Source organism: Cohnella baijiui (assembly GCF_020731285.1).
Taxonomy (GTDB): domain Bacteria; phylum Bacillota; class Bacilli; order Paenibacillales; family Paenibacillaceae; genus Cohnella.
In genome coordinates, this window is the sequence record NZ_JAJFOW010000001.1 from 403,371 (window position 1) to 428,262 (window position 24,892).

Genomic DNA, 24,892 nt, shown 5'->3' on the forward strand with positions numbered 1-24,892 from the left:
ATTTTGCGAACATTTGTTCGAAATTCGACCAAAAAAGAACCGCAGCAAAGTAATCTTCGCTACGGTTCTTCCGCAACTTTCTATCTAAACTTAACATAGCCCGTTCGGTTTGACAACCCTATTTGGCGAATCATGTCGAATTAAAAGGCCGTTTCTGTATCAAGCCTCGCCTTTGCCGGTCAACGTCAGCCAGAGCAGGTACAGCCCGCGCTTGCTGGCGCGAATGCGGATGCCTTCGCGGTCGCCGGACAGCTGCAGCTTCTCCGCGCGGGTCTCCCGGCCGCGCTCGGCCAGTCCGATAAAGACGAGTCCGACGGGCTTGCCCTCGGAAGCTGCGGGACCCGCCACGCCCGTGATCGATACCGCGAGATCGGCACCTGCCGCCCGGAGAGCGCCCTCCGCCATCGCCCGCGCCGTCTCCTCGCTCACCGCGCCCGGCGCGTCTTCCCCTTCCAGGAGCGTCTCGGGCACGCCGAGCAAATCGTGCTTGACGCCGTTGCTGTAGCTGACGACGCCGCCGAGGAACGCGTCCGCGCTGCCGGGGACGGTCGTCAGCAGCGCGGCGACCATCCCGCCCGTGCAGCTCTCCGCAAGCGCGACCGTTCGCCGCTGTTCCGTCAGCAGGCGCACGACTTCGCTCTCGATGCCGACGTCCTGCTCGGCGTACAGGTAACGCTCGCCCCGGCGCCGGATCTCCTGCAGCGTCGGCTCCATGCGGCGCGCCGCTGTTCGGGCGTCGGGCGCCTTGGTCGAAACGCGCAGCGTCACTTCGCCTTCCTTGGCGTAGGTAGCGAGCGTGGGATCCGTCTGCCCGCGGACGAGGTCCATGTACAGCTCCTCAAGCGCCGACTCGCCGATTCCGGCGAACTTCAGCATGACGGAGTGCAGCGTATCCGCGATGCCGAGGATCCCCCTCAGCCAGGCGGAGCCGTCGTTGTCGAACATCGGCTTCATCTCGCGCGGCGGTCCCGGGAGCAGCAGGTAATGCGTGCCGTCCGCCGACAGCGCGTTGCCGACCGCGAGTCCCGTGTCGTTGCGCAGCGGCGTCGCGCCTTCGACGAGCATCGCCTGCCGTCGGTTGCGCTCGATCAGCTCGGCGCTGCGTCCGCCGAACATGGCTTCGATCTTCGCGAGCGTCGGCTCGTGCAGCTCGATGCCCCTCCCGAGATAAGCGGCCAGGGCGTCGCGGGTCACGTCGTCCATCGTCGGGCCAAGGCCGCCGGTGAACACGATCAGGTCCGCACGTCCGCGGGCGATGGCGATGGCCGACTGGAGACGCTCTTCATTGTCTCCGACTACGGTCTGATAATAAACGTCAATGCCCAGCTCTGCCAATCCGCGCGACAGATACTGGGCGTTGGTGTTCACGATCTGGCCGAGCAAGAGTTCCGTGCCTACGGCGACGATCTCCGCTCTCATGCGTTGCGCCGCACCTCCTTGGTGACGGAGCCGCCGCCGGGCGGGTCCGAAAGCGGAATGAGGTTTTTGTTTTTGAGGAAGTAATCCACCCCGGAGTAGACCGTGATGATCGCGGCGGCCCACACGGCGATGATGTCGAGCGGAAAGTGCACGTACGAGAAGGGGAAGTTGTTCAGCAGCAGCACGATGATCATCGCGATCTGGATCGCCGTCTTCCACTTGCCCCATTTGCTCGCTGCGAGCACTTCGCCTTCAAGCAGCGCGACCTGCCGCAATCCCGTGACGGCCCATTCGCGGCTGATGATGACGATCGCGACCCAGGCGTCCAGCTTGCCCATCTCGACGAGCGAGATGAGGACCGCGGCCATGAGCAGCTTATCCGCGAGCGGATCGAGCAGCTTGCCGAGGTTGGTGACGATCTTGTGCTTGCGGGCGATATACCCGTCCAGGCCGTCCGTGCTCGCCGCGATGATGAACAGCAGGAGCGCGAAGATCTGGTTGTACGAGATAGAATAGCTGCCAATCGTAAGCGGACCCACGTTCAACTTGATCAGCAGAAAAAATGTCATGATCGGTACGAGGAAAATTCGCACCAGCGTAATCCGATTGGCCAGATTCACGCGATTCCCTCCCCGGATAGGTCATACTCGTACGCATGCGTGATGCGTACTTTGCGGATCGTCCCGATCTCGGCCCGCACGCCGGTGACGAACACCTCGCCGTCGATTTCCGGCGCGTCGAACTGGCTGCGGCCGACATAGACGTCGCTGCGGCCGTCGTAGCTCTCGACCAGCACGTCGATCGTGCGGCCGACATATTTGGAAGCGTTGTCCTTGGCGACCTCGCGCTGAATTTCCATCAGGGTCGAGGCTCTCCGCTGCTTGACCTCGTCGGGCAGATGGTCCGGCAGCCGGTTAGCGGGCGTATCCTCTTCCTGGGAATAGGCGAACACGCCGAGACGGTCGAACTTCATCTCACGGACGAAGTCGCACAGCCGCTCGAAATCCTCCTCGGTTTCGCCGGGGAAGCCGACGATCATGGAGGTTCGCAGCGCCACGTCCGGGATGCGGGCGCGAATGCGGGCGATGAGCTCGCGCACGTCGCGCTGCCGCCCCGGACGGCGCATCCGCTTCAGGATCGCGTCTTCGCTATGCTGCAGCGGCATGTCGATATAGTTGCAGATCTTCGGATTCGACGCGATTGCCTCGATCAGCTCGTCGGTGAAGAAGCCGGGGTAGGCGTAATGCAGGCGGACCCACTCGACGCCCGGCACCTCGCTCACCCGGTTCAGCAGCTCAGGCAGCTTGAAGCCGTCGTACAGGTCCGTCCCGTAATTGGTGGAATCCTGGGCGATGAGGCTGATCTCCTTCACGCCCTGGGCGGCGAGCTGCTCGGCTTCGGCGACGATCGATTCGATCGACCGGCTGCGGAACTTGCCGCGCATGATCGGGATGCTGCAGAAGGTGCAGGCGTTGTCGCAGCCTTCCGCGATCTTCACGTAAGCGGTGTGGCGAGGGGTGGACAACTTGCGGGGCAGGTTCTCCTCGTACGTGAAGACGGGGTTGCCGACATAGACCGGCTTGCGGCCTCCCAGCGCCTCGTCGATGATGTCGTTGATCCGGTGAAAGTCCCCGGTGCCGACGATGCCGTCGATCTCCGGCATTTCTTCCATTAACTCTTGCTTGTATCTTTGGGTCAGACAGCCGGATACGATCAGCGCTTTGAGGCGCGCCGTCTCCTTCAGCTCGGCGAGGCTCAAGATCGTATTGACCGACTCTTCCTTGGCCGCATCGATAAAGCCGCAGGTGTTGACGATGACGACCGTGGCGTCCTCCGGCTTGTCGACGAGCGAAAAGCCGCGTTGATGGATCAGGCCCGACATAATCTCGGAATCGACCAGGTTTTTCTCGCATCCAAGCGTCACGACGCTGACTTTCTCGATCATCGATGACTTCCCCCAAATGTTCGTCCTTCTAATCCCAACCAGTATAAACGAAGCCCCAATACGTGTCAAAATACCGCAAAGCGCCTCCCGGCGCGGCCTGGACGGCCTCCGTGAAGCGCATCCGGCCGGCATTCGGCGTCGCTTAGCGGTAGTTGGTGAACTGCAGCTCCAGCGGCAAATCCGCTCCCCGCAGCAGACTCATGGCCTCCTGCAGATCGTCTTTGCTTTTGCCCGTCACGCGGAGCTGGTCGCCTTGGATCTGGCTCTTGATCTTCAGCTTGGAATCGCGGATGAGGATGTTGATTTTCTTGGCGTTGTCCTGATCGATTCCCTGCTTCATCTTGACGATTTGGCGGACGGTGCCGCCGGACGCCGGCTCGACCTTGCCGTAGTCCAGGTTGCGGATCGGCACGCCGCGCTTGATCAGCTTCGACTGAAGGATGTCGATGACGCTCTTCAGCCGGTAATCGTCGTCGGACGCAACCGTCAGCGCTTCGCCCTCGAGCTTGATGCTGCTCTTGCTGCCCTTGAAGTCGAACCGCGTCTCGATTTCCTTCATCGCCTGGGTCACGGCATTGTTCACTTCCTGCATATCCACCTTGGATACGATATCGAACGAATATTCCGATGCCATCTGAAGCCTTCCTTCCTTTTCCTTGCATTTTCTACATTATACCACGCCGCCGCCAAGCGCAAAACCCGGCCACCGGACGAAAGCCCAAGTCCAAGAGGGCGGGAAGGATTTGACGACATGCAAAAGGCCCTCGTCGGAGGGCCGTCTGCCTTGCCGTCTCACCGCGCCCGGACGGGCGAGCGGAACATATCGAGTATTCCCAGCACGATCCAGGCCAGTCCGAAGCCTAAAATGCCATAGCCCCATGCGTTTGGCGTCATGAACCAGCCGATCAGGCTGACGACGATGCCGATCGCCACGACAACCCAACTTGTCGCCACTTCGCAGACCTCCATTCCAAAAAAAGTCGGAACGCTTCCTTACGTTCCCCCGGAATGAGATCGCATATGCAGCTTACGGCGTCGGAGTCGGGCTCTCGACCGGCGCTTCGTTGGTCGGCGTAAAGATGAACTTCTTGGAGCCGGGGGTATCGCCGTCGTCCACGACGACGCCGTCGATGGCGATTTGGGCGCCCTTGGCGTTGCCTACGTTCACGTAGAGCGGGCCGTTCATTTTGAAGGTCAGCTCTTCGTCGGCGCTCGGCGTCTTGTTGTACAGCGATTTGCCGGAGGCGTTGTTCTCGTTGACGCCAACCCAGCTCTTGCCGCCCGGAAACGTGATCTTAAGCGTATGTTCGCCGCCCGGCCAGACCTCGTAGTAGTACCGGCTGTTTTTCTTTTCCTTGAAAGTGACCTTGGTCTTCGAAGGCGTTGGCGTCGGCGTCGGCGTGGCCGTAGGCGTCGGCGTGGCCGAAGGCGTGGGCGTGGCCGTCCCTTGCGTAATCTGCGTATCCTTGTCCGATGTTCGCGGGGGCGTCGTGTCTTTGTTATTCACCAGGTACACATAGACGACCACAACGATGAGGATCGGAAACAGCCACATGAGCAGAGTGACGGCCACTTTGCCCCAACGGTCGTTGTGCTGGACGCTTCTGCTCTTCGGCTTGATGATCGTCTCCGACGGCACCGACTCCGCCGCGGGCGGAACGGGCAATTCTCTATGGTAAAGGCGAAGCACTTCCTCGGCATCCAGTCCGACCGTCTCCGCGTAAGTCTTGACGAAGGCGCGGACGTAGAAGGATCCGGGCAACACCTTGTAATCTCCCGATTCGATCGCTTCCAGATATCGTTTGCGGATTTTGGTCAGTTCCTGAATATCGTCGAGGGTATACCCCCGTTGCTCCCTCGCTTTGCGAAGCAGCAATCCCAAATCCGACACTAGCTTCACCTCCGGTATCGTTGTTGTGTGGGGGAACGGGTACGGTTCCGTTAAAAGCCTTCGTCCATGCCCGCCGTCGTGAAATTCTCGTACGTGATTTCTTCGTCCGGCGTATTGCGCAGCTCGATGATGCAGTCGAACACGTCGTAGTCGAAGTCGGACTCGCGCACGAAGATGTCCGGATGCTCGATTACCTTGGTGGACGGCATCGCCATAATGTCCTGCAGCAGGTTGTAGTGCTTTTCGTTCGAGCGGATCGTGCTGACGATCCCGTCGATGATGAACACGTTGTTCGGGTTCATCTCTTCCTCCGACAGCTGGCTGCGCACCGTCTGGCGGAGCAGCGTCGAAGAGACGAATGCCCAGCGCTTGTTCGCGCAGACGCTGCCGGCGATGATCGACTCCGTCTTGCCGACGCGGGGCATGCCGCGCAAGCCAATCGTCTGATTGCCTTCCCGTTTGAAGAGTTCGCCAAGAAAATCGACCAATAGTCCCAGTTCGTCGCGTGTAAACCGAAACGTCTTGCGGTCGTCGGAGTCGCGCTCGATATAACGGCCGTGACGGACGGCGAGAATGTCGGTCAAACGCGGCGGGCGCAGGGTGATGATCGAGATGTTTTCGACTTTCGTAAGCATTTTACCCAAAAGTTCGATTTTTTCATCGTCGTCGGTCTGGAGCAGCATTCCTCGGGTGCGGTCCTCCACCCCGTTGATCGTAAGGATGTTCACTTCGAGCATCCCCAGCAGGGATGCAATGTCTCCGAGCAGGCCGGGACGGTTTTTATGTATCTTGTATTCCATGTACCATTGCTTCGTTTCCATACCCGCACCTCGTTACAGAAATCCTTCTTTCATCCATTCTACAACGCACGTCATTCTCCTGCAAAAGCCAACAGAAGATTCCTACTTTAGTCCTATACAAATTGCCCTTTATGTGCGCAAACGACTCCGCCTGAATCAGGCGGAGCCGCTTCCTCTTGCGATTGACCCGCGACGCGAGCGCCGCCTGGCCCTTCTTCAGCTATGCTGGGCCAGCTTGACCATCAAACGCGCCATCGTTCTGCGTTCCGATTCGTCGCCGACGTCCCAGAGTTCCTTCAGCACGCGTTGCTCTTCGTTTTTCGGATCGACCTTGTCGCCGAGGAATTCGCCGATCTCGAACGCGAGTTTGGCGATTTCGTCCTCTTCTATGCCCAAATTCTTGGCGGCATCCACGCGGTCTCCCAAAAACTTCTTCCACGACTCAAAATTGCTGAGCACCGTCGACATGGCGCATCCTCCTTGGGCGGTTGGGATGATTACAATCGATAAGATGTCCAAGGAGGCCGCCGCTTATGTTCGTTGCCCGCAGGTTATATTCGCCAGCCGCCGGTCAGGCCGATCACCTGCCCGGTGACGTAGCCCGCTTCTTCGGAGACGAGAAATCGCACGAGATCGGCGATCTCCTCCGGACGCGCGAACCGTCCGAGAGGCATTTCCGCCAGCAGCTCCTCCCGCTCCTCGGGAGCCAGCTCCCGAAGCATGTCGGTGTCCACGACGCCGGGGGCGACGGCATTGACCGTCACGCCCACGCCGGCCAGCTCCCGGGCGAGCGCCTTGGTGAAGCTGTTCAGCCCGCCTTTTACGGCTGAATAGGCAACCTCTCCAGCGGACCCGACGACGCCCCAAACGCTGGAGACGTGCACGATTCGCCCGCGGCGGCGCCACGACATGGCAGGTCCGAAATGCTTGGCGAGCCAATAGGCCGCCTTCAGGTGCACTTGGTGCAGGTCGTCCCATTCCGCTTCTTCCAGATCCTCGAGCAGGCCGTAATGCGCCGTGCCCGCACTGTGCACGACAACGTCCGGCACGACGCCCCGCTCCTCTAGCCGCACCTTGAGCTCGGCGACAGAAGCGCCCGAGCGGACGTCCGCCTGTACGGCGAAGGCGGCCGGCGCTCCCAGCGAAAGGCAGTCGGCCGCGACTGCCTCCGCCTCCCCCCGCGCGCGGTGGAAGTGCACGGCGACGATGGCGCCGTCCCGCGCAAGGCGCCGGGCGACGGCCGCCCCGATGCCTCGGGAGGCGCCGGTGACAAGCGCCGTGCCGGGCAGCCTCTCCCGAGCCGCTTCGATCAAGGCGCGTCGCTCCGCACAATCGAGACGGCGAGGCGCGACGGGTCGACGTGCTCGCGCAGCCGCGCGTTTACTTCGTCCAGCGTCAGGCTTTCGTATAGCGCGACCAATTCGAACAGATCTACGCCCTTGTTGCGGTAGCGGGTGAACTCGCCCGCGATCGCTTCGGGACTGTTCAGCATACGCAAATACGCCCCGATTTTCTTGCGACGGGTACGCTCGAACGTGCGGGCGGGAATACCCTGTTCCGCCGCCTGCCGCAGTGCGGTCGTGACGCGCTCGAGGAGGGCGTCCGGGTCGCGGGTGTCTCCCCCGATGACGGAGAAAGCGTAGCCCGGCCCCGTGTTGTATTCGTGGCCGAAGCCGTCGGAAATCAAATTGTCGTCGTAAAGCGCCTCGTACAGCGGAGAACTGGCGCCCAACAGCGCATCTAGCATCACCTTCGTCGTCAGCTCCCGGCGAACCGCTTCTTCGCCCGACGATTCATGCGGCGCTTCCTTGTACCCGAACAGGCATTTGGGGAGCGAGACCGGCAGCTTCGTCTCCTTGCGGGGCTGGCGGACGCCGAGCGGCTCCGGATCGAACAAGCGCTCAATCTCGCCGCCGGGCGGAAACGACTTTTTAGCCTGGTTCGCCTTGATTTGGGCCAACACCGCATCCCCGTCGATGCCTCCGACGATAAAAAACGTCATGTTCGAAGGATGGTAAAAGGTGTTGTAGCAATCGTAGAGCTGCTCCTTCGTAATCGAGCGGACCGAATCGGCCGTGCCCGCGATGTCGATGTGCACCGGATGGTTCTGGTACAGCGCTTCGATGAGGCCGAAGTAAACGCGCCAGTCCGGATTGTCCCGGTACATGTTGATTTCCTGCACGATGATGCCTTTTTCCTTCTCGACGTTCTCCTCGGTGAAGTACGGATGCTGCACGAAATCGAGCAGCGTTTCCACGTTAGCTTCGACGTCTTTTGTCGCCGAGAACAGATACACCGTCCGATCGAAGCTCGTGAAGGCGTTGGCCGAGGCACCTTGGCTGGAGAACTTGGCGAAGATGTCACCCTCCGGCTCCTCGAACATTTTGTGTTCGAGGAAGTGGGCGATGCCGTCCGGCACCCGATGCTCGGTCTGGCCGGCCGGCTTGAAGCGATTGTCGATCGAGCCGTAACGCGTCGCGAACGTCGCGTACGTCTTCGTGAAGCCGGTCTTCGGCAGGATGAACACCTCTAGCCCGTTGTCCAGCTTCTCGTAGATCAGCTTTTCTTGGAGCTGCGGGTAATCGCGCGTCGACATGTCAGCCCTCTCCCTTCTGGTCCCGGAGGAAGTAGATCGTATCCAGAGCGACGCCCTGCGCGGCCGCGACGACCTGGTCCGGCGTGACCGCCTCCACCGCCGCGATCATGTCTTCGGCCGTGCGGTCTTTGCCGGAAAGGACGGTATTGTAGTCGAAGCCGATCCGCTCGAACGCCGAATCCTGTACCTCACGCAGCTGGTTGGCCAACATCGCCTGGGTTCGACTGAGCTCCTCCGCGCCGAACTGGCCTTGTCGCACGGCGTCAAGCTGTTCGCGGATGATCGTCAGCGCCTTCTCGTAGTTCTCGATCTCGATGCCGGACTGGATCGTAAGCAGTCCTTTGTGGCCGTCCAAGCGCGAAGAAGCGTAGTACGCGAGACTGGCTTTTTCGCGCACGTTGATGAACAGCTTCGAATGCGGGAATGCGCCGAGAATGCCGTTGTAAACGAGCAGTGACGGATAATCGTCTTCCCCGTACGTCTGGCTCGTGCGCAGGCCGAGATTCAGCTTGCCCTGGCCAACGTCCAGCCGTTCGACGATCGTCTGCGGCTCAGGCCGCGCCGAGCGCAGCTCGGCCTTGGCGTAGCCTTGCGGCGATCCGTCCGCGAGCCGGAACGCTTCGGCCGCCCATTCCTTGACCTGCTCCAGCGAGGTGTCGCCGGATACGTACAGGTCGAGCGACGCCCGATCGAGCCACTCCCGGTAGCCGTCGTACAGCGTCTGCGCGCTCAGTGACGGCAGTTCTTCCTTGCGTCCGAGAGCCAGCAGCCGATAAGGCTCGCCCTTGCACATTTCCTCCACGCAACGCTCGGCCGCATAGCGGATCTTGTCGTTGATGATCGCTTCGATGCGTTTGGAAACGGTCGTCTTTTCGGCCTCCACGTATTTGGTGCGAAACCGTCCGTCTTCGAGCGCCGGCGCAGTCAGCGCTTCGCCCAAATAGGAGATCGCTTCCTTCAGATGAGACTGCTCCGACGAAACGAAGCGGTCGTTGATGATGTCCAATCGAAACTGCACGACTTGGTAGTCCCCGCGTTTGTACAGATCGAAGCCGAAGCCCGCGCCGTACAGTTCGTCGAGACGTTCGCGAAAGGCGATCGTCTCCGGGTATCGCTCGGTGCCTCTCCGCAGCACAAAAGGGGTAAGCGCAATTTGCGTTACCCGCGATTCGTCAAGGGGGACACCGGCGAACAGTGACAGCGAGAATGTCTTGAAACGTTGGGTCGGCAAGACGTGAATGCGCAAACGGCCGATCGCGCCGCGCTGAAATACTTCCCGTTGCAAGGCGTCAAACCCCTTCCGTCACGATACTGGATTCAGCCCCATTCTACCCGATGGTCCGGTCGGAAGCAAATGTTGGAAGTGCCGAATCGGGAGCGGTCCGTCCGGCCGTCTTACCGGCAGAAAATATGTTTGCCGATCGTCTTGTACTGCGGCCGGCTCCAGATCCATTTGGAGGTCGCCGTTTCCGGGTTGAAGTAATACAGACAGCCATCCGAAGGGTCCCATCCGCTCAGCGCGTCCTTGACCGCTTTGGCCGCTTTTTCGTTCGGCGTCAAGTAGATCTGGCCGTCTGCCACCGCCGTGAAGGCCCCCGGCTGGAAGATGACGCCCGAAACCGTGTTCGGGAATTCCGACGCACGGACGCGGTTTAGAATGACGGCCGCGACGGCGACTTGGCCTTCGTATGGCTCGCCGCGGGATTCTCCATAAACGGCGTTGGCCATCAGCTTCAGATCCTTGTCCGAGATGCCCATATTGTTCGAGGCAGGCAGGTTTGCGTTGTTCGTGCCTGTCGCCGTCTCCTTGGGCTTTGCGTTCTCGGCCACGCCGAGATCGGCTGCGGTCGGCTTCCAGTCCTTCGTCGCCTGCCACAGCTTCAGCTTCGTCTTGCCGCCGACGACGCCGTCGGCCTTCATGCCGAACTTCCATTGGAACCATTTGACCGAGTTGAGCGTAACCGATCCGAATTGTCCGTCCACCTTGCCGCTGTAATAGCCGAGAAATTTCAAGCGGCCCTGCAGCTCGTATACGTCTTTTCCCGTCGCGCCCGACTTGATCGTCGCCGAACTGAACGTCTCCTGGCTGTCTTTCGATTTTTCCAGCGTATACAGCCCGAACAGGCCGAACACGAGACAGACCGTAAGGATAACCAAACGATAGCTCATGAACGTCTCACGCCTTTCCCATCAATTTTGCGAAACTGGTCGTCCTTTGCTCGATGCTTAGTATGAGAAAGGCCCAGCCCTGCTATTCATTATGAGAAAGGGAAAACGGCGAACGTTCGGACAATGGCAAACCAAAAAAGACCGCCGGATCTCCGGCGGCCTTTGACTTAAAACGGGTTCGCGCTGGCCGTCAAGACGAGCGCTGCTGGTATTGTTCGAGCGTGACCAGCACCTCGCGGGGTTTGCTCCCCTCGTAAGGACCGACGATGCTGCGCGCCTCCATCGAGTCGATCAGCCGGGCCGCGCGCGTATATCCGATGCGCATGCGGCGCTGCAGCAGCGAAACGGACGCCTGCTTCGCTTCGAGGACGATGCCGACGGCTTGGTCGAACAGCTCGTCGAGCAGCTCTTCCCCTTCGTCGCTATCCGACTCGTCAACTTCGGGGACGAGTTCCTCGTTGTACTCGGCTTCGGCCTGTCCGCTTGCGTAAGCGACGACGCTCTCGACCTCGTTGTCCGATAGGAACGCCCCCTGGACGCGGATCGGCTTGGACGCGCCCATCGGAAGAAAGAGCATGTCCCCCCGCCCGAGCAGCTTTTCGGCGCCGACCATGTCGAGAATCGTCCGCGAATCCACCTGCGAAGACACCCCGAAGGCGATCCGACTCGGGATATTCGCCTTGATGACGCCGGTGATGACGTCGACCGAAGGCCGCTGCGTCGCGATGATCAGGTGAATGCCGGCCGCGCGCGCCATCTGGGCAAGACGGCAGATCGCGTCTTCGACGTCGCCCGCCGCGACCATCATCAAGTCCGCGAGCTCGTCGACGATAACGACGATATATGGCAGCACCCCGTCCGGATTGTCTCCGCTCAGCATCAAGGCGTTGTAGCCTTCGATATTCCGCGTGCCGGACTTGGAGAACTTCTCGTACCGCTTCTCCATCTCGACGACGATCTTCTTCAGCGCGAGGGAGGCGCGGCGCGGGTCGGTCACGACCGGCGCCAGCAAATGCGGAATGCCGTTGTAAACGTTCAGCTCGACCATCTTCGGGTCGATCATGAGAAACTTCACTTCGTCCGGCTTCGCCTTGTAGAGCAGGCTCGTGATGATGCCGTTGATGCACACGGACTTGCCGGAACCGGTGGCGCCCGCGACGAGCATGTGCGGCATGCGTGCCAGATTGCCGACGATCGGCTGCCCGGAGATATCGCGTCCGAACGCGATCGTCAGCTTGCTCGGCGCCTCCTGGAACGTCGTCGTCTCCAGCACTTCGCGAAGCGTGACAACGCTGACCTCCGCGTTCGGCACCTCGATGCCGATCGCGGATTTGCCCGGGATCGGCGCCTCCATCCGGATGTCCTTGGCGGCCAACGCCAGCGCGATATCGTCCGTCAGACTGACGATGCGGCTGACCTTGACCCCGACGTCCGGCTGCAGCTCATACCGCGTGACCGCGGGGCCCCGCGCCACGTCCAGCACCTTCGCCCGGACGCCGAAGCTTTCGAGCGTCGCCTCCAACTTGCGGGCGACTTCGCGGCCGTCCGCGCCGGAGCCGCCTTTGCCCGCGTTCTGCGGCTTGCTGAGCAAATGGAGCGGCGGCATCTTGTAGACGCGCCGCGGCTTATGTACGGCGGCTGCCGGGCCGGACACCAGCGCGCCGGCGCCGTCTTCCTTCGCGGCTTCGTCCGCCGGAACCGCAGAACCGTCCGCCTTCCCGTCTCTTCCGTCGTCGAACAGCTGTTGCTGCACGAGATCGGCATCGTTGTCCGGCAACGCGTAGGCTTCGGGCTTATCGGCCGCGCCCGGCCCTCCATCCCCAAACGCTTCCTCCGGCTCCCACGGCGTGTCCGCCGCAAAGGTGGACACCTCGGATTCGAAGTCGTGGAAGCGAGGCCCCTCGTCCTGCAGCGCCCCCTGTGTGAAGCCGCTCAGCCCCGGTTCCGCCGGTCCGGCCTCCGCCGCCTTCGCGGCCGCTTTCTCCGTCTTGGCGGCGGATTTCCCTTTGCGGCTGCCGATTTGGACCGCCGGGCCGGCACCGTACAGGATCGGCTCGTCCTCCTCCGGCTCCGGGAACGGCTGATGACCTTCCGGCTTGCCGTGGAACAGCTGGAAAAAGTAAGGCTTGCGCCTCGATTCGGCCGGGGCCGGCTGCTCGTCCTGCGGATCGTCCTCGGGAATGGACGCCATCGCCATCGCCGGCACCGGTTTTTTCGCGCTTTTGACCGGAACGGCCTTTGCCGCGATCAACTTGCGTCCGCTCGTCAGCCGCTGCGCGAGCAGCGGTGCGATCCGGCGGACGAACGTCCGGATGCTGCGCAGCATATCGACGTAAGAACGATTCGTCACCAGCATCAGGGCGATGACGAATTCGATCAGAAGCACGAACTTGGCGCCGTAATAGCCGAACAGCCAAAAGAACACCGAGTATTGCAGCGCTCCGAGCAGTCCGCCGCCGATGTCCTTGGACCACATCCGGATTTCCGGTTCGATCGGTCCGCTCCACAGTTGCTCGTACAGCTGATGGGTCGTCTGTTTGAATATTTCCGAAGGACCCAGCGCCCCGACCGGATCGAGCCGGGCGTCGATGAACGACATCGCGCTGAGCAGCGTCAAGCCGCAGCAGACGAGGACGAAGCCGCTGCGGCGGCTCGTCCACCCGCGCGGCCAGGCGCGCCGGATCATGACATGGAGGCCGAGCCATATCCCCGCCACCGGCAGCAGAAAATAAAACTTCCCAAGCATATATCCGAACAATTTAGAAAGCGAACGGCCGCCCGCCGCTTCCCCGTACATCGCGATGACGGAGAGGGTGATGAGCAGAATGCCGTAGATTTCGTATTTGAGGCTTGCTCCTAGCGAGGCCTTGCGGCGCTTGCGTCGTTTGGCCAATTTTGCCACCTCCCGGATCAACATTATACCATAGTTGTCCGGGCTTTACATGATCGTCGCGCAGGGCTTTACCAATCCGAAACTCGAATGTCCGGCCGCAACTCGAACGCCGTCGAAGGAGCTGAACTGCCGTCGCCGTAGCAGATCAGCTGACCCGGCGCGTACTCCGGGCGCAAGTAATGATCGAGCGGCGCTGCCACGAGCCGCACGATCCGGCCGACGCCTGGCGCGACCGGCGCGAGCAGCAAACGCGCCTCGCCGAGGACGAGCTCCAGCATCGGCGCCGGATTTTCGCTCCAGCCTTCCAGAACGATCTCGAGGGGCACAACGGTGTACAGCGTCATGAGAGGGGCGCCCCCTCCACAACCGAAGCCGCCTTGCGTGCCGCAATGCGGCTGTTCAACTCGCGCAGCGCTTCGCCGATGCCGCCGATCGCGTCGATGAGCCCGTACCGGACGGCGTCCTGGCCGATGACCGTCGTGCCGATATCGCGCGTCAGCTCCCCGGTCTTGAACATCAGGTCCTTAAATACCTGATCTTCTATCCGCGAGTGGCGGGTGACGAACCGGACAACCCGTTCCTGCATTTTTTCCAAATATTCGAACGTCTGCGGCACCCCGATTACAAGCCCGTTCATCCGGATCGGATGGATCGTCATCGTCGCGGTTTCCGCGATAAACGTATAATCGGCCGACACCGCGATCGGCACTCCGATCGAGTGGCCGCCGCCGAGCACGACCGTGACCTTCGGCTTCGACAGCGAAGAGATCATTTCCGCGATGGCGAGTCCGGCCTCCACGTCGCCGCCGACCGTATTCAGGATGATGAGAAGCCCTTCGACCTTCGCGTTCTGCTCCGCCGCGACCAATTGCGGAATGACGTGCTCGTATTTGGTCGTCTTGTTCTGCGGCGGAAGCATGACGTGACCTTCGACTTGGCCGATGATCGTCATGCAAAAAATGTTGGATTCGGCGGGCGGGATCGTGATCTGTCCGAGCTGCACCAGGTTCTCGGCGGGCGACTGCTTGCGCGCCTCGTCCGCGGGAGTCGCGGGCTGCTCCGCTTCGAGCTTGTCATTGTCGTTCATGGGGGGCCTCCTCCGCTTCGATCGTCATGAGCTTGACATAGTATGGGCCCCCGCCTGCCAAATATGCGGCGCAGCGCCGGCGCTCGCCTGTCCGGTCAGCCGTTTCCACGGTTTGCGGCGCGGGTCGTCCGCTGCCGGAGAACGCCAAAAACCGCCCGGACTCGCGAAACGCAAGTCGGGCGGTCTTGATTTGAGTGTGGTGTCGGATGACGCGGGCCGTGCCTTACACTTCCATGATGATCGGAAGGATCATCGGTCTTCTTCTTGTTTGTTCGTAAAGGAATCGGCCCAGCGCGTCCTTGACGTTCGTCTTGAGCGATGCCCATTCGTTGACGTTCTCGTTCATGAGCTTCTGCAGCGTGCCGGTGACGATCCGGTTCGCCTCTTCCAGCAGCCCCTCCGATTCGCGAACGTAAACGAAGCCGCGGGAAATGATGTCGGGGCCGGACAGGATCGTGCCGTCCTGCTTGGACAGGGTAACGACGACGACAAGAATGCCGTCCTGAGACAGAAGCTTGCGGTCGCGCAGCACGATGTTGCCGACGTCGCCGACGCCCAGCCCGTCGATGAGCACGTTGCCGGACGGGATTTTGCCCGCCTTGCGCGCCGTGCCGTTCTGGAATTCTACGACATCGCCGATGTCGCAGAGGAAGATGTTTTCTTTGTCGATGCCGACGGACTCGCCGAGCAGCGCGTGGTGGCGCAGCATGCGGTATTCGCCGTGGATCGGAATGAAGTACTGCGGGCGGATCAGGTTGAGCATGAGTTTCAGCTCTTCCTGGCTGCCGTGACCGGAAACGTGAACGCCGGATACGGAGCCCGGCCCGTAGATGACGTGTGCGCCGAGGCGCATCAATTCGTCGACGGTACGACCCACATACTTCTCGTTGCCCGGGATTGGCGTCGCAGAGATGACGACCGTATCGCCCGGCAAAATATCGACCTTGCGGTGCGTCGAACGAGCCATCCGCGTCAGTGCGGACATCGGCTCGCCCTGGCTGCCCGTCGACAGGATGACGACGCGGTCGGCCGGCAGTTTGTTCACTTCCTCCGGCTCGATCAGCATGCCCTCCGGAATGTTCAGGTAGCCGAGCTCGGAAGCGATCGTGACGATATTCACCATGCTCCGGCCGATGACGGTCATCTTGCGGCGCGTCTCGACGGCGGCATTGATGACCTGCTGGATCCGGTGCACGTTCGAGGCGAACGTCGCGACGACGACGCGCTGCTTGGCACGGCGGAAGATCTCCTCGAACTCGCGGCCGATGTTGCTCTCCGACGGCGTGAAGCCCGGGCGTTCCGCGTTCGTGCTGTCCGAGAGCAGCGCAAGCACGCCGCGGCTGCCGATTTCGGCCATCCGCTGCAGGTCCGCGTACTGGTCGTTCACTGGCGTATGGTCGAACTTGAAGTCCCCCGTATGAACGACGATGCCTTCCGGCGTCTCGAGGCACACCCCGACCGAATCCGGAATGCTGTGGTTCGTACGGAAGAAGCTCGCCTTGATCGAGCCCATTTGCACTTCCGAGTCGGCATTGATCAATATACGCTTCGTATCGCCGAGCAGTCCCGCTTCCTTCAGCTTGTTCTCGATCAGGCCGAGCGTCAGCTTCGTGCCGTAGATCGGGACGTTGAGCTGCTTTAAGACGTAAGGCAGACCGCCGATGTGGTCTTCATGGCCGTGGGTCACGAGGATGCCGCGGACTTTGTCACGATTCTCCGTCAAATGCGTGACGTCCGGGATCACCACGTCGATGCCGAGCATTTCTTCTTCCGGGAACTTAAGACCGGCGTCCACGACGACGATATCGTTCCCGTACTGGATGACGTACATGTTTTTCCCGATCTCTCCGACGCCACCCAGCGCATAGATGAGTAATTTGTCTTGGTTGTTCTTCTTAGACAAGTCTAGTACCTCCTACAATGGTTCGACGATCCCTTTCGATATGGAATTGTCAAGTTGCAAATTTTGGCCGCACCCAATCACTCATCCTCATTATACATGATGCCAATCCATCCATACAAGTCGGTCGGATTGCGACATTCTGTTACGCATAGCGTCCCCACAAACGACAAAACCGATGCCTCTCGGGCATCGGTTGACGGAACCTTCATGTCTTAGGAGTGCCGGCGAAATGACGGTCCATCCAGCAGCTTGCGGACGAATTCGGCTTCCGCTTCGGTCGCTTCTGCGAGCGGTAGGCGAACGCCTCCGACCGGGAAGCCCTGCACCGCGAGCGCCGTCTTTACGGCGACCGGATTCGGCACCGGATGCGGGCAGTTGAAGAGGCCCTTGAATACCGGATACAGCTTGCCGTTCAAGGAAGCGGCTTCGGCCGGCCGCCCGTTCAGATGAGCGTGGATCATATCCTTCATCCGGGCTCCGACGACATGGCTCGCCACGCTGACGATGCCGAAGGCGCCGACGGAGAGAGCGGGCAGCGTCATGGCATCTTCGCCGCTGTAGACATAGAAGCCTTCGGGCGCGCCTGCGACGATCTCGGTCACTTGCTCGACCGAAGCGCACTCCTTCGTCGCGACGACGTTCGGAAGCTGCGCGAGCCGAAGCGTCGTCTCCGACGTCAGGCTGACGACCGTGCGTCCGGGCACGTTGTACAGCATGACCGGGAGCGTCGTGGACTCGGCGATCGCCTTGAAGTGGCGATAAAGACCTTCCTGGTTCGGTTTGTTGTAGTAAGGGACGACGAGCAGGACGCCGTCGGCGCCGGCGCGCTCGGCGGCGGCCGTCAGATGGATCGAGTGGGCCGTGTCGTTGCTGCCGGTGCCGGCGATGATCTTGCAGCGGCCGGCCGCCCGCTCGACGGCGAAGCGGAACAGCGCTTCCTTCTCTTCGTCGTTCAAGGTCGGCGACTCGCCAGTTGTCCCGCAGACGACAAGGCTGTCCGATTTTTGCTCCTCGATCAATTTGTCGATGAGCGTTCCCGTGACGTCCCAGTCGATTTGCAAATCTGCGTTGAACGGGGTCACCATTGCCGTAATCAACCGTCCGAAGCTCATAATCCTTCCTCCTCTAATTTGCGAACGATAAACCGAATCGAACGCGATGACGATGGGACATGGCCGGCGCGCCGGTCAAGGGATGAGATGGAGACCGAACGCTGCGTGCAGCGCGGTGAGGGCCGGAGCCATATCTTCCTCGGATACCAGCACCCAGATGGTCGTGTTGGAGTCCGCGGATTGCAGAATCGGAATGCCGCGGCCGGTGAGCGCCTCGACGATGCGGGCCATGACGCCGGGTTCGCCGTTCATGCCCCCGCCGATGACCGACACTTTGGCGCATCCGCCGGTGATCCGGGGGTGGAAGCCCATCTCGCGCAGCAGCCTGATGGCGAGCGGGGTATCCGCTTCCGTCACCGTGTACAGCACGCCGGCAGGCATCACGTTGATAAAGTCGACGCTGATGCCGTTCGAAGCCATCGCGCGGAATACGCTCAACTGCAAGTCGGACGGGCCGTCCCGCGTCTCGACCGAGATTTGGGTCACGCCGCGGACGTGCGCGAGTCCGGTAACGGTGCGATCCGTCCAGCCGATCTCGCCGCGAGCGATGTCGGCATGCGTCACGAGCGTCCCTTCCCCATCGGAAAACGTCGAACGGACCCGAACGGGGACGCCCGCTTTCATTGCGACCTCTACGGCCCGGGGATGGATGACTTTGGCGCCGTTATGCGCCATGTTGCAAATCTCCTCGTAGCTCACGACCGCGAGCTGGCGCGCTTCCCGGACGAGCCGCGGATCGGCGGTGAGGATGCCGTCGACGTCGGTATAGATATCGACGACATCGGCATGCAGCGCGGCCCCGAGTGCGGTGGCGGACGTATCGCTACCGCCCCGCCCGAGCGTCGTTACCTCGCCCGACTCCGTCATCCCTTGGAACCCCGCGACGACGACGATTCGACCCTCGTTCAGATGGCTCAAGATGCGTTCGGGGTCGACCCGTACGATGCGGGCGGAGCCGTACTTGCCGTCGGTCAGGATGCCAGCTTGGCCGCCGGTCAGCGCAACGCTCGGCAGGTCGGACTCGTTCAGGAGACTGCATAAAGTAGCCGCGGAAATGAGTTCCCCGCAGCTCAGCAGCAGATCTCTCTCCCTGGCCGGGAGCGAATCGCCGTTGTCCTGAATCCAGTCGAGCAGCGTATCCGTCGCATAAGCTTCGCCGCGACGTCCCATGGCGGAGACGACGACAACGAGCTGCCGGCCGGCGTCGCGTTCCCGCCGAATATGACGGAGGACGTGCTGCCGACCGTGTGCGTCCGACAGCGACGTCCCTCCGAATTTTTGCACCGTGATCATCGCGTGTTCCTTCTCCCGTCGTTAAGTTTGGCCGTGGTGTCCGCTGCGGAACGAAAGGAGTGCGTCCGTTGATGCGATAGCTGAAGCGAGATTAGGCTTGGCGCTGGGCGACGTGCTCGGCGATCTGTACCGCATTCCAGGCGGCGCCTTTGAGCAGGTTGTCGGAAACGATCCACAGATTCAACGCGCGCGGATTCGCCAGATCGCGTCTCACGCGGCCGACGAACACATCGTTCTTGCCGGCGGCATCCGTCGCGAGCGGATATTGCTGCTGTTCCGGATCGTCCACGAGAACGATGCCCGGAGAATCCGCGAGCAGCGACTTGACGTCCGCGACGTCGAAGTCCTGTTTCAGTTCGACATAGACCGACTCCGAGTGGCCGTAGACAACCGGGATGCGAACGCAAGTAGCCGTCACTTCGACCGATTCGTCGTTCAAAATTTTCTTGGTCTCGCGGATCATCTTCATCTCTTCAAGCGTGAAGCCGTTGTCTTGGAACTTGTCGATCTGCGGAATCGCGTTAAAAGCGATCTGATGCTTCACCGGCAGCGAGCCGACCGGCAGTAGGTCCGGCTTCGGATCGTTGCCCGCCAGCACTTCGGCGGATTGGCGCAGCATCTCGTCGATCGCGCGGGCGCCCGCGCCGGAGACGGCCTGGTAGGTCGAGACGATGATGCGGGAGATGCCGTAACGGTCATACAGCGGCTTCAACGCTGCCACCATCTGAATGGTAGAGCAGTTCGGATTCGCGATAATCCCCTTGTGTTCGCCGATTTGATCGAGGTTGACTTCCGGAACGACAAGCGGCGTCTCCGGATCCATCCGGTAGGCGTTCGTATTGTCGATGCAGACGGCGCCGTGCCGAACCGCATGCGGGATGAGCGCTTTGCTGACGTCGCCGCCGGCGCTGAACAGCGCAATCTGTACGCCTTCGAAGCTCTCGGGCTTCGCTTCTTCTACGGTATAGGTTTCGCCTTCGAATGCGATCTTCGTCCCGGCGGAACGTGCCGAGGACAGCAGCTTCAGCTTCGCGATCGGGAAGTTTCGTTCTGCGAGTTGTTTCAAAATCTGTTCCCCAACGGCGCCGGTAGCTCCTACGACGGCGACGTTAAACAACGGTTGAGTCGACATGGTGGTTTCTCCCCTCATTGCGGCAAATGGATCTCAAGCGTATTGAAAACGCTCAATGAGCATCGGTTGCAGTTGTTTGCCTTGCAGCGCGGCTTCGCAAGCTTCGAGCGCCAGGTCCATGCGGGCCACCAGCGAATTCGGCTTGGCGGTCGGATTGTCTTGGCCGAACGGCACGAAGTAAATGTTCTTCGCGACAAGCAGCTTGGCGATGTTGGCCGCGTTCAGGCCGAGGCCGTCATTCGTCGAAATCGCGAGCACGAGCGGGCGCCCGTTGCGCATCTGCGCCTTGGCAGCCATCAGCACGGGACCGTCCGTCATCGCGTTGGCCAGCTTGCTGGTCGTGTTTCCCGTGCAGGGCGCAATGATCATGACGTCGAACTTCTTCGAGGGACCGAGCGGCTCCGCGTCGACGATCGTGCTGATGATCTCGTTGCCCGTCATTTCGAGAAGCTGCGACTGCCAGTGGGCCGACGCGCCGAAGCGGGTATCCGTCGTCATGATCGACTGGCTGACGACCGGCACAACGTTCGCGCCGGCTTCGACGAAGCGCTTGATCTGCGGCATGACTTCCGGCAGCGTGCAATGCGAGCCGGAAAGCGCGTAGCCGACCGTGATTCCCTGCCAATTCATGGCGTATTCCCCCGTTTGTGGTCCTCCAGAATCATCTGGGAGACACTATTCGCGATGATTCGACCTGCCGTCTTGGGGGCGACGATTCCCGGCAATCCGGGCGCGAGCAGCGCCTTGATGCCTCGCTTCTCGGCGAAGCGGAAATCCGTGCCTCCCGGCTTCGAAGCCAGGTCGATAATAACCGCGCGCAGCGGGAGTTGGGCGATCACTTGTGCTGTGACTATCATATTCGGAATTGTATTAAAAATCAAGTCGATATTCCCTGCTAAACGCGCGATATCGGCTATATAAAATGGCTCGAATCCCATTTCGTAGGACCGCGCAAACGACTCCTCCCGGCGCACGCCGGCGAGCACTTTGGCGCCCAGTCCCTGGAGCACGCGAGCCATCGTCAGCCCGGTCCGCCCCATGCCGAGCACCATGCAGACCGAACCGTGAATCGTAATATCGGTGTTCTGGATCGCCATCATGAGCGCGCCTTCGGCCGTTGGGATCGAATTGTAGATCGCCACGTCGTCCCGTTCGAACAGCTCGACGAGACCGATGCCGAGCCTATCGCACAGCTGGCGCAAATACGGTTTGGCCATCCCTGTGTAGATCTTGCAGGTCTTGGGCAGCGCGGCGGCGTGCGCCTCCGTGAACTTCAATTCCTGGTCGGTAAAGATCGCGGAGATGGCGCCGTCGTCCTCCGTGCCGACCGCGGGCAGCAGCAGCGCATGCGCGGAACTTAGCGCTTCGGGCGTCCATTCGCCCTTCACCACACCCGAAAACGGCGTATCGAGCCGATCGAATCCCATCAGCGTCACGGCCGCGTCGAGCTCGGTCAGTCGGCGGATGACCTCCAGCTGCCTCGCGTCGCCGCCCGCAAGCACGATCTGCACACCCGTGAGCATGAACGCCTTTCCTCCTTTCGCCTTGCCTGCGGGCATGACCGTCGAACCGCGCCCCGTTGGCCCGGTCCTCCGACGACGCTCACGACAAGATCGGCAAAGCTTACTCCTTGCATATCCTATCGTATGCAGCCGCCTAACGGCGGGTGCGGGGGTGGCGCCAAGTTGTTGGCCGACGCGTTTCTTCTATTATATATAGCGAGCATATATAGCGAGGTTAAATAACGCGGGCGACCGGGGAGCTCGAGGGAAACAAGCGAAGCTTTCCGAGGGGCCAAAGCATCAAAAAACGCCTCCGCGGCGATAGGCCGGGAGGCGCTGCTGTTATTTGCCGGTATGGCCGAACCCGCCTGAGCCGCGAGTGGTATCGGGCAGTTCGTCGGTCTCTTCGATCCGGATCTGCGGGACTTGCTGAAAAACCATTTGCGCGATGCGTTCTCCGCGCTCGATCGTGAACGGCTCCTGTCCCAAATTGATGAGCAGCACTTTCACTTCGCCGCGGTAATCCGCGTCGATCGTGCCCGGCGAATTCAGGCACGTGATGCCGTGCTTGAAGGCCAGACCGCTCCGTGGCCGGATCTGCGCTTCGAGTTCCCGGGGCATCGCCATGGCGAACCCGGTCGGGACGAGCGCGCGCGCGCCCGGCGCGAGCGTCAGGGGCGACTCGACCGCCGCGTGCAGATCGAAGCCGGCCGCCCATTCGGACATTTGCTGCGGCAGCGGGACGTCCTCATTCCCCGGCAGCCGCTTCAGTTGAACTGGAAACAACGAATTCCCTCCCTAATCCGGACAACACTTTCTCGTGCGAACCGACGACGGCCAGCGCGCCGGGCGCGCTCATCATGCGGCTCATCATGTCGTTCACATCGTCCATCGTGACCGCTTCGATCCGTTCGATCATCTGGTCGAGCGTCAGATGGCGCCCCAGCATCAGCTCGTTCTTGCCCAGCCGGTTCATCCGGCTGCTCGTGCTCTCGAGGCTGAGGATCAGATTCCCTTTGAGCTGCTCTTTGCCGCGGGTGACCTCGGCTTCGCTGAGACCTTGGGCCGAAATGTCGTTCAGCAGCTCCATCGTCAAATCGTAGACGTCCTGCGTCTGCTTAGGCGCCGTCCCGGCATAAACCGTAAACAGCCCGCTGTCCGCGTAGGACGTGTGATACGAGTAGACCGAATAGGCGAGCCCGCGCTTCTCGCGGATCTCCTGGAACAGCCGGGAGCTCATGCCGCCTCCGATCGCGTTGTTCAGCAGCGTCATGGCGTACATCTTCGGATCCCCGATCGAGCAGCCCGGGAACGTGAGGCATAGGTGGTTCTGCTCGGTCTTTTTTTGATGAAACAAAGCGTCCGAGCGGAAGGCCGGCACGTCGAGCGTGCCGGCATTGGCGTGCACGTCGAATCGGCCGAAATGCCGCTCGAGCAGCTCGAGCGCCTCTTCGCCTACGTTGCCCGCCAGGCTCACGACGACGTTGTCCACCGTGTACTGCTGCGCCATGTAGCGGCGCAAATCCTGCGGGCCCATCGCGTTCAGGCGTTCGGCGGTCCCCAGGATCGAGTAGGCGAGCGGATGATCGCCGTATGCGGCCTTGGAGGCCAGATCGTGCACCGTGTCGTCCGGCGTATCCTCGTACATCGAGATCTCTTCGAGGATGACGTTTTTCTCCTTGGACAGCTCATCGTCCGCCAGCTGCGACTCGAAAAACATGTCCGACAGAATGTCGACCGCGATCGGCAGGTGCTGGTCGAGCACCTTGGCGTAATAGCACGTATATTCCTTGGAAGTGAACGCGTTGACGTTGCCGCCGATGCCGTCGAAGCGGTCGGCGATCTCCTTCGCCGAGTGGCGGCTCGTTCCTTTGAAGAGCATGTGCTCGATGAAGTGCGAGATCCCGTTGTCGGCCGGCGTCTCGTGGCGGGAACCGGTCTTGACCCAGATGCCGAACGAAACCGATCGGCACGTCGGTATCGTCTCGATCATTACGCGCAATCCGTTCTTCAGCGTATACTTATTCAACCGTTCTCCCCCTAGCGATGAATGATATCACTATACCAAAAATCGACACCCGACTCAACCGATCGGTCCGCTCGCCGCCTCCGCCCGGCCGTCTATCGCGCTCCCGACGGGCCTGGGTCCCGCCTGTTCGGGGACAGCGTCTCGGAAACGGTGCCCGGCTCCAGCCCCTTCGCCCGGATGGCGCGGATCATGCCCTGGAGCGCGGCCTTGGAGGTTGTCGTCGGATGCATCAGGATCAAGTTTCCCGCTTGGATGCGCGCCGAGACCTTGGCCACGACACCGTCCGGCGGCGGCAGCTTCCAATCGATCGTATCGAGCGTCCAAAGCACCGTCGTGAGTCCGAATTCGGAGGCGATCCGCACCGTCCGTCCGTCGAAATCCCCGGATGGCGGCGCGAACAGCCGGTTGCGCACCCCGAGCTTGTCCTTCAGCAGCGCTTCCGTCCGCGCGATCTCCTCCCGTTGCCGGTCATCGCTTAGCGTGCTCATGTTTTTGTGCGTGTAAGCGTGGTTGGACAACTCGTGTCCGCGCCGCAGAATCTCCCGGGCCGTCTCTTCGTTTTTCGACAACCAGCTGCCGTCCAGGAAAAAGGTCGCCTTCGCCCGCTCCCGGTCCAGCGTATCGAGCATCGCGGGCAAGTGTTCGTTCCCCCATGCCACGTTGATCATCAAGCCGACCATCGGCTTGTTCGGATTGCCGCGATAGACCGGAGATGTCTTGAAATCGGAAAGTCCGACCTTCGGCGGCACCTCGCGGTATACCCAGGGAATCTTGTCGGGCGGCGACTGAGCGCTCAGACCCATCGCTTTCGCCCGCGCATACGTTCGTTCTACGTCCGCCTCCCGTCCGTTGTAGCCGGGGATCGCTTTCCAAACGCGGTCGACAACGGCGTCCACCGGCGCGATCCGCTGCTTGTCCGCGGCGCGTGCGATCCATTCGAACAGCGGATCGGACGCTTCCGCACCGCCGCTCTCTCCGAAAGCGATCTGTGCGGAGCCTTCGTGCTTGACCGCCTGTACATAGCTGTAGAGCGGACCGTATCTGCCCGCTACCAGCACGCTGGCGAGCAGGGCGAGCATGACGACGAGCGTCGCGGGCAACGCTTTGTTCATCGCTCCCAT

24 protein-coding genes are annotated in these 24,892 nt (G+C 61.3%); all 24 read right to left on the bottom strand.

Annotated features, from left to right (window positions below; translation table 11 throughout):
* Positions 1-159: 159 nt before the first annotated feature.
* The 24 genes from LKX83_RS01790 to LKX83_RS01910 all read right to left on the bottom strand — a co-directional run bounded on the left by LKX83_RS01790 (position 160) and on the right by LKX83_RS01910 (position 24,883).
* Positions 160-1,419, bottom strand: a complete 1,260-nt coding sequence (locus tag LKX83_RS01790) for a competence/damage-inducible protein A (protein WP_227880274.1) — start codon at positions 1,417-1,419, stop codon at positions 160-162.
* Positions 1,416-2,039, bottom strand: coding sequence for a CDP-diacylglycerol--glycerol-3-phosphate 3-phosphatidyltransferase (gene pgsA / locus LKX83_RS01795; RefSeq protein ID WP_227880275.1), 624 nt, complete (start codon positions 2,037-2,039; stop codon positions 1,416-1,418). The genes LKX83_RS01790 and pgsA overlap by 4 nt, the downstream gene beginning before the upstream one ends.
* Positions 2,036-3,364: a 30S ribosomal protein S12 methylthiotransferase RimO gene (rimO, locus tag LKX83_RS01800; protein ID WP_227880276.1), complete on the bottom strand. Its 1,329-nt coding sequence runs from the start codon at positions 3,362-3,364 to the stop codon at positions 2,036-2,038. The genes pgsA and rimO overlap by 4 nt, the downstream gene beginning before the upstream one ends.
* 142 nt (positions 3,365-3,506) lie before the next feature.
* Complete coding sequence (locus LKX83_RS01805; RefSeq protein WP_227880277.1) at positions 3,507-3,998, bottom strand: YajQ family cyclic di-GMP-binding protein; 492 nt, start codon at positions 3,996-3,998, stop codon at positions 3,507-3,509.
* A 158-nt stretch (positions 3,999-4,156) separates the two neighbouring features.
* Entirely contained in the window at positions 4,157-4,318 is a 162-nt protein-coding gene (locus LKX83_RS01810) for a hypothetical protein (protein WP_227880278.1), read from the bottom strand.
* 73 nt (positions 4,319-4,391) lie between these two features.
* Positions 4,392-5,255 carry a helix-turn-helix domain-containing protein gene (locus LKX83_RS34095; protein ID WP_370638999.1) on the bottom strand — a complete coding sequence of 288 codons (864 nt, stop codon included), beginning with the start codon at positions 5,253-5,255 and terminating at the stop codon, positions 4,392-4,394.
* A 50-nt stretch (positions 5,256-5,305) separates the two neighbouring features.
* Positions 5,306-6,076, bottom strand: coding sequence for a DUF3388 domain-containing protein (locus LKX83_RS01825; RefSeq protein WP_227880279.1), 771 nt, complete (start codon positions 6,074-6,076; stop codon positions 5,306-5,308).
* 195 nt (positions 6,077-6,271) lie between these two features.
* Complete coding sequence (locus tag LKX83_RS01830; protein WP_227880285.1) at positions 6,272-6,523, bottom strand: DUF3243 domain-containing protein; 252 nt, start codon at positions 6,521-6,523, stop codon at positions 6,272-6,274.
* Positions 6,524-6,606: 83 nt separating this feature from the next.
* Positions 6,607-7,368: an elongation factor P 5-aminopentanone reductase gene (gene ymfI, locus LKX83_RS01835; protein WP_227880290.1), complete on the bottom strand. Its 762-nt coding sequence runs from the start codon at positions 7,366-7,368 to the stop codon at positions 6,607-6,609.
* Positions 7,365-8,651, bottom strand: coding sequence for an EF-P 5-aminopentanol modification-associated protein YfmH (yfmH, locus tag LKX83_RS01840; RefSeq protein ID WP_227880292.1), 1,287 nt, complete (start codon positions 8,649-8,651; stop codon positions 7,365-7,367). The genes ymfI and yfmH overlap by 4 nt, the downstream gene beginning before the upstream one ends.
* Position 8,652: 1 nt before the next feature.
* A complete protein-coding gene (gene yfmF / locus LKX83_RS01845) occupies positions 8,653-9,936 on the bottom strand; it encodes an EF-P 5-aminopentanol modification-associated protein YfmF (RefSeq protein ID WP_227880299.1) in 1,284 nt (427 codons plus the stop codon).
* 110 nt (positions 9,937-10,046) lie between these two features.
* Positions 10,047-10,820: a spore cortex-lytic enzyme gene (gene sleB / locus LKX83_RS01850; protein ID WP_227880301.1), complete on the bottom strand. Its 774-nt coding sequence runs from the start codon at positions 10,818-10,820 to the stop codon at positions 10,047-10,049.
* 190 nt (positions 10,821-11,010) lie between these two features.
* Complete coding sequence (locus LKX83_RS01855; RefSeq protein WP_227880306.1) at positions 11,011-13,713, bottom strand: FtsK/SpoIIIE family DNA translocase; 2,703 nt, start codon at positions 13,711-13,713, stop codon at positions 11,011-11,013.
* A gap of 68 nt (positions 13,714-13,781) precedes the next feature.
* A complete protein-coding gene (locus tag LKX83_RS01860) occupies positions 13,782-14,057 on the bottom strand; it encodes a YlzJ-like family protein (protein ID WP_227880309.1) in 276 nt (91 codons plus the stop codon).
* Positions 14,054-14,800, bottom strand: coding sequence for a ClpP family protease (locus LKX83_RS01865; protein ID WP_227880311.1), 747 nt, complete (start codon positions 14,798-14,800; stop codon positions 14,054-14,056). Before LKX83_RS01865 ends, LKX83_RS01860 begins: the two co-directional genes overlap by 4 nt.
* 223 nt (positions 14,801-15,023) lie before the next feature.
* Positions 15,024-16,703 (bottom strand): ribonuclease J, encoded by a 1,680-nt coding sequence (locus tag LKX83_RS01870; RefSeq protein ID WP_227880312.1) that lies wholly within the window; start codon positions 16,701-16,703, stop codon positions 15,024-15,026.
* Positions 16,704-16,915: 212 nt separating this feature from the next.
* Positions 16,916-17,815 (bottom strand): 4-hydroxy-tetrahydrodipicolinate synthase, encoded by a 900-nt coding sequence (dapA, locus tag LKX83_RS01875; RefSeq protein ID WP_227880314.1) that lies wholly within the window; start codon positions 17,813-17,815, stop codon positions 16,916-16,918.
* 75 nt (positions 17,816-17,890) lie between these two features.
* A complete protein-coding gene (gene dapG, locus LKX83_RS01880; protein ID WP_227880316.1) occupies positions 17,891-19,108 on the bottom strand; it encodes an aspartate kinase in 1,218 nt (405 codons plus the stop codon).
* A gap of 91 nt (positions 19,109-19,199) precedes the next feature.
* Positions 19,200-20,240 carry an aspartate-semialdehyde dehydrogenase gene (locus LKX83_RS01885; protein WP_227880318.1) on the bottom strand — a complete coding sequence of 347 codons (1,041 nt, stop codon included), beginning with the start codon at positions 20,238-20,240 and terminating at the stop codon, positions 19,200-19,202.
* 33 nt (positions 20,241-20,273) lie between these two features.
* Entirely contained in the window at positions 20,274-20,870 is a 597-nt protein-coding gene (locus LKX83_RS01890) for a dipicolinate synthase subunit B (protein WP_227880319.1), read from the bottom strand.
* Entirely contained in the window at positions 20,867-21,763 is an 897-nt protein-coding gene (gene dpsA / locus LKX83_RS01895; protein ID WP_227880321.1) for a dipicolinate synthase subunit DpsA, read from the bottom strand. The genes LKX83_RS01890 and dpsA overlap by 4 nt, the downstream gene beginning before the upstream one ends.
* Positions 21,764-22,084: 321 nt before the next feature.
* Positions 22,085-22,528: a dUTP diphosphatase gene (dut, locus tag LKX83_RS01900; protein ID WP_227880322.1), complete on the bottom strand. Its 444-nt coding sequence runs from the start codon at positions 22,526-22,528 to the stop codon at positions 22,085-22,087.
* Positions 22,491-23,771 (bottom strand): M16 family metallopeptidase, encoded by a 1,281-nt coding sequence (locus LKX83_RS01905; protein ID WP_227880325.1) that lies wholly within the window; start codon positions 23,769-23,771, stop codon positions 22,491-22,493. Before LKX83_RS01905 ends, dut begins: the two co-directional genes overlap by 38 nt.
* Before the next feature lie 92 nt (positions 23,772-23,863).
* Positions 23,864-24,883 (bottom strand): polysaccharide deacetylase family protein, encoded by a 1,020-nt coding sequence (locus LKX83_RS01910; protein ID WP_227880327.1) that lies wholly within the window; start codon positions 24,881-24,883, stop codon positions 23,864-23,866.
* Positions 24,884-24,892 lie beyond the last annotated feature (9 nt).

Bases quoted from the DNA above. Each gene is read 5' to 3' on its own strand.
- sleB (WP_227880301.1), bottom strand. From the start codon at position 10,820: ATGAGCTATCGTTTGGTTATCCTTACGGTCTGTCTCGTGTTCGGCCTG.
- LKX83_RS01865 (WP_227880311.1), bottom strand. From the start codon at position 14,800: ATGAACGACAATGACAAGCTCGAAGCGGAGCAGCCCGCGACTCCCGCG.
- LKX83_RS01830 (WP_227880285.1), bottom strand. From the start codon at position 6,523: ATGTCGACGGTGCTCAGCAATTTTGAGTCGTGGAAGAAGTTTTTGGGA.
- LKX83_RS01890 (WP_227880319.1), bottom strand. From the start codon at position 20,870: ATGAATTGGCAGGGAATCACGGTCGGCTACGCGCTTTCCGGCTCGCAT.
- LKX83_RS01860 (WP_227880309.1), bottom strand. From the start codon at position 14,057: ATGACGCTGTACACCGTTGTGCCCCTCGAGATCGTTCTGGAAGGCTGG.
- dpsA (WP_227880321.1), bottom strand. From the start codon at position 21,763: ATGCTCACGGGTGTGCAGATCGTGCTTGCGGGCGGCGACGCGAGGCAG.
- LKX83_RS01885 (WP_227880318.1), bottom strand. From the start codon at position 20,240: ATGTCGACTCAACCGTTGTTTAACGTCGCCGTCGTAGGAGCTACCGGC.
- LKX83_RS01805 (WP_227880277.1), bottom strand. From the start codon at position 3,998: ATGGCATCGGAATATTCGTTCGATATCGTATCCAAGGTGGATATGCAG.
- yfmH (WP_227880292.1), bottom strand. From the start codon at position 8,651: ATGTCGACGCGCGATTACCCGCAGCTCCAAGAAAAGCTGATCTACGAG.
- LKX83_RS01790 (WP_227880274.1), bottom strand. From the start codon at position 1,419: ATGAGAGCGGAGATCGTCGCCGTAGGCACGGAACTCTTGCTCGGCCAG.
- rimO (WP_227880276.1), bottom strand. From the start codon at position 3,364: ATGATCGAGAAAGTCAGCGTCGTGACGCTTGGATGCGAGAAAAACCTG.
- LKX83_RS01825 (WP_227880279.1), bottom strand. From the start codon at position 6,076: ATGGAAACGAAGCAATGGTACATGGAATACAAGATACATAAAAACCGT.
- dapG (WP_227880316.1), bottom strand. From the start codon at position 19,108: ATGATCACGGTGCAAAAATTCGGAGGGACGTCGCTGTCGGACGCACAC.
- dapA (WP_227880314.1), bottom strand. From the start codon at position 17,815: ATGAGCTTCGGACGGTTGATTACGGCAATGGTGACCCCGTTCAACGCA.
- LKX83_RS01910 (WP_227880327.1), bottom strand. From the start codon at position 24,883: ATGAACAAAGCGTTGCCCGCGACGCTCGTCGTCATGCTCGCCCTGCTC.